Below are 4452 nucleotides of genomic sequence, written 5' to 3' on the forward strand. Positions count from 1 at the left end.
GGCCGGGCCAGGGCCGGGGGCGCCGCGGGATGTCGGCGGGGATCGCGTCGAGGCCCAGGTCGGGGTTCAGGGCGCGCACGCCGGCGGTGGGCGGCAGCGTCGCGGTGTGCAGGGCGTACAGGGCGCGCAGCAGGCCCGCGCCGCCCGCGGCCGCGAAGGTGTGGCCGAACGCGGCCTTCGCGGTCCCGATGTGCAGCGGTTCGGTGCGCCGCGCGGCGCCGTACACGCGCGCGGTCGCCTCGATCTCGACCCGGTCCCCGACCCGGGTGCCGGTGCCGTGCGCCTCGAGATAGCCGACCGCGCCGGGATCGAAGTCGACCTGTTCGAACGCCTGGCGCAGCGCGCGCTCCTGGCCGTCCGGGTCGGGTGCGATCAGGGACTTGGCGTCGTTGGACGCCCCGCAGCCGCGGATCAGGCCCAGGGCGTGCTGCCCGTCGCGCCCCCGGTCGCTCTCGCGCCGCAGCAGGAACAGGGCGCAGCCGTCACCGGGGGTGAAGCCGTCGGCCTGCTCGCCGAACGGGGTGATCCGGGTGGGCGAGAGCAACCCGAGCGCGGAGCACAGCACCAGGTCGCGGGTGTTGCACGGCAGCTCGACTCCGCCCGCGATCGCGTAGTCGACCGCGCCGCATCGCAGGGCGCTGACGGCGATGTCGAGAGCGGCGAGCGAGGAGGCGCAGGCGGCCTCGACCACCATCGGCACCGCGTCCAGGCGGTGCTCGTTGGCGATCAGGGCCGCGGCGCCGCTGGCCAGGTAGCCGTCCAGGGTGACCGGCCCGAGCGCTTCCGCGGCGGGTGCGTAGCGCTCCCGGACGAGTTTGACCACGGCTTCGCGCTCGTCGGGGCTCAGCCCGCGCAGCCCGGTCAGTTCCCTGACGGCCTGCTCGATCTCGGGCAGCGCCAGGTCGGCGTGCGCGCGCCGCTCCCGGGACAGGCTCAGCGTGCTGCCGATCACGATCAGCCCTCTGCCGCGCAGGCCCGCGCCGTACGGCTGCGCGGTCCCCCCGCCGCGTGCGGCGAGGAGTTGTTCGGCCACGTCGAGCACGAGGCGCTGGGCGGGATCCATCGCCGCGTAGCGCCGGGGAATGATCGGGCGTCCTCGCGGAGGCTGCTCGGGCGGCGTGACCGGCGCGCCGAGCCCGGTGTAGGTGTGCGCGAGCCCGGCGCTGCCCGGCCGCAGGTACAGATCGCGGTCCAGCAACCGGTGTGGCAGTTCGCTGATGTGATCGCTCGCCTGGAGGGCGGCGCGCCAGAACTCGTCCGCGTCGCCGGTGTCGGCGAAGCGCCCGGCCGCGGCGATCACGGCGATCGGCTCGTGGTGCGCCGCGGGCTGCGGGGCACCGGCGCCGGCGGGCCGGGCGGCGCGGGCCGGCGTGTACTCGTCGAGCAGCAGGTAGCTCAGCGTGCCGGTGAAGGAGGACCCGACGACTGCGGCGCGGCGCGGCAGGTCGGCTTCGGGACGCGGCCACGGCTCGGCATCGCCGGTGAACCGGAACGCGGTGCCGCTCAGGTCCAGCGACTGCGCGTGCGCGCAGGCGGCGTGCGCGGGCAGCCGCCGGTGGTGCAGGGCGAGAGCGGTCTTGGCGACGGAGGCGAGGCCCGCGTTCGCCATGGTGTGGCCGAGCCGGTCCTGCGCGCTGCCCAGCGACACCGAACCGGGCGGGCGGTGCGCGAACGACGCACCGAGCGCCTCGATGTCGGCGCGGGCGAGCCGGGCGATGCCGGCCGTGGCGCATTCGAGGTACTGGATCGACGCGGGCGGCACCCCGGCGGCCTCGTGCGCGGCGGCGGCCGCCTGCTGCCGGCGCGCGACCGAGGCCGAGTAGCGCAACACCCCGGGGCGCCCGTCGTGCACCAGCGCGCATTCGCGGACGAGGGCATAGATTCGGTCGCCCTCGCGCTCGGCGGCGCAGAGCGGCTTGAGTAGCAGAGCGCTGACGCCTTCGCCGAGCCGGAGGCCGTATCCCGCCGCGGTGAACGGGTGCGCGTCGCCCTGGATCAGGCCCTTGGCTTCCAGGGCGTGCTCCAGCAGTGCGCTCTCCCGCCGGTGCCCGGCCACCACCAGCGCGGCGTGCGCCAGGCCGGAACGCAGGCTGTTGACTGCGGCGGCGAGGGCGGTGAACGAGCCGGCGTCCGCGGATTCGACGGCGACGGTGCGGCCGTGCAGCTTGAACGCCCCGGCGATGCGGGCCGGAATGCTGCTGGGCATCTCGCCGACCCGGTCGTGCGGCGAGCCGCCCAGGCGCCGGGTGAGCAGCTCGCGCAGTTCGTCCGCCGCGCCGCGGGCGCCGGTGCCGGGCAGCGGCGCGTGCGCGCCGGACAACGCGGCCTCCAGATCGGCGGCATAGCGCACGGCCTCGATGCGCAGCGCGTTGGCGAGCTGGCGGTCCAGCCCGAAGCCGGCGGCGCACAGCACGTCCACGCGTTCGCCGGGCCGGGCGCGACGCGGATCGCGGCCCGCGTCCGCGAGACACCGGGCGGCCGCCTCCAGCATCAGCAGCTGCATGCGGTTGAGCGAGCCGCGCTGCGCGGGCGGGATGCCGAACCGGGCCAGGTCGACGTCGAGGTCGTCGAGTCCTGATGCATCGGGACCGCCCCCGGGGCCGGCCGCGGCGCAGCCGCAGTCCGTCTCGCGGCGCGAGAGCAGGTTCCAGAACTGCTCGGCGCCGCGGGCCCGCGGGTAGAGCGCGGCGATCCCCACGATCGCGATCGGTTCCGGGGCGCGGCTGCCGCGGTCCGGGCCGGGCGGCGGATAGGGTTGCATGGCTCGGCGACTCCCGCGGTCAAGACACGTCGGTTGGCTTGTGGCCGGGTCCGGCCGGACGCGGCCGGAGCCGGGCCGCCGGATATACGGGTTCGATCACAACGCGGGCGGGCCAGCGTGCGCGGCGGCCGGGCGCGGCGGGCCTGGAAGTGCAGGAGACTCGGTGATCTCGGGCCGGCTCGGTCAGTCTCGCGGCGGCCGCTGACCGGCCGCTGACGGTCCACTGACGGGCTGCTGACCGGCCGCTGACCGGTCAGCCACGCGGCGGCCCGCTAGGCAGTGTTGGGGAATGCCTCAAGGGGCGAATCCGAAAAAGCGGCGGTCGAATCGTTGCCTTGATACATTCCCCAACACCGCCTAAGGCCGGTTTCGAGTTCGGATCATGGCGAATCGGCTGATCATATTCCGAACTCGAAACCGGCCCTAAGCCCCGGCCACCGGGACGCCCGTGACCTCCTGGACCGCGTCAGGGATCTGCATCACTTCGAGACCGCCGCCGAGCCCGGAGATCAGCCGGATGAAGTCGGCCCGCTCCTCCAGCTCCTGCACCGGGTCGATCAGTTCCTGGGCGCGCGTCCAGTAGTCGACCCGCTGGCGGCGCGCGTCGTAGAAGTAGCGGACGAAGGAGACGACGGTCTCGAAGAAGTCCCGGTAGCTGTGCTCGTACGCCTTCTGGTAGTCGCTCTCGCGCTGCGGATCGTCCAGGATCGCCCCGACCGTGGCCGCGGCGACCGACGCGCTCTTGAGCGCGAGCATGACGCCGGTGGAGAACAACGGGTCGACGAAGGCCGCGGCGTCGCCGACCATCAGGTAGCCGGGCCCGGCGAACCGCGTCGCCGCGTACGACCAGTCCTTGGTGACGCGGTAGTCGGCCACCCGCGTCGCCCCGGTCAGCAGGCGCTTGGCCTCGCCGGTCGATTCGAGGTTGCGCTCGAAGTACTGCTCCGGTGTCAGCCCGGACGCGGTGAACAGGTCGTTCGGGCCGACGAAGCCGACGCTGCGGGTGCCGTCCGCGAAGGGAATCACCCACACCCAGCCGTTGCCGTGGTACTCCGTCAGGATGTTGCCGCGGTCCTTGCCGGGGAAGTACTCCCCGCCCTGGAAGTAGGTCCACACCGCGATGTTGCGCAGGTCCTCGTGCCAGCTGATCAGGTTCTCGCGGTGCGCGAGCAGCTTGGACTGGCCGGAGGCGTCGATGACGTACCGGGCGCGCGCCTCGGTCAGGGCGCCCTGCCGGCCGATCCGGTAACGCACTCCGACGCAGCGGTCAGCTTCGAACAGCGCCTCGGTGACGTTGGCCTCCTCCAGCACGGTCGCGCCGAGTCCGCGCGCGTGCCCGAGCAACACGTTGTCGAACTCGGCGCGCTTGACCTCGTAGGCGTACTCGCACGGCCCGACCTCGCCGAAGTGGATGGTCCACAGGTCGCGCTCGGCGCCCCAGCGCAGGGTCGTGCCGTACTTGCGGATGAACTGCCCGTTCTCGATCAGCTCGCGCACGCCGAGTTCCTCCAGGACGGCGACGACGCCGGGCACCAGCGACTCGCCGACGTGGTAGCGCGGGAACTTCTCGCGCTCGAGCACCAGCACGCTGCGTCCGTGTTTCGCCAGCAGGCCGGCCGCGGTCGAGCCGGCCGGGCCGCCGCCGATCACGATGACGTCGTAGTCGTTTGTCATGACGAACACTCCTGGGG

Annotated in this window: 2 protein-coding genes; both read right to left on the reverse strand. The window is 73.7% G+C overall.

All coding sequences use genetic code 11. The annotated features are described in order from the left end of the window. Positions 1 to 2761 (reverse strand): beta-ketoacyl [acyl carrier protein] synthase domain-containing protein (locus KGA66_RS28155; protein WP_211472488.1); only part of this gene is annotated, 2761 nt, incomplete at its 3' end. 423 nt (positions 2762 to 3184) lie between these two features. After that, positions 3185 to 4452, reverse strand: a 1268-nt coding sequence (locus tag KGA66_RS28160) for an NAD(P)/FAD-dependent oxidoreductase (RefSeq protein WP_211472490.1), incomplete at its 5' end; no start/stop codon positions are given.

Source organism: Actinocrinis puniceicyclus (assembly GCF_018283645.1).
Taxonomy (GTDB): Bacteria; Actinomycetota; Actinomycetes; order Streptomycetales; family Catenulisporaceae; genus Actinocrinis; species Actinocrinis puniceicyclus.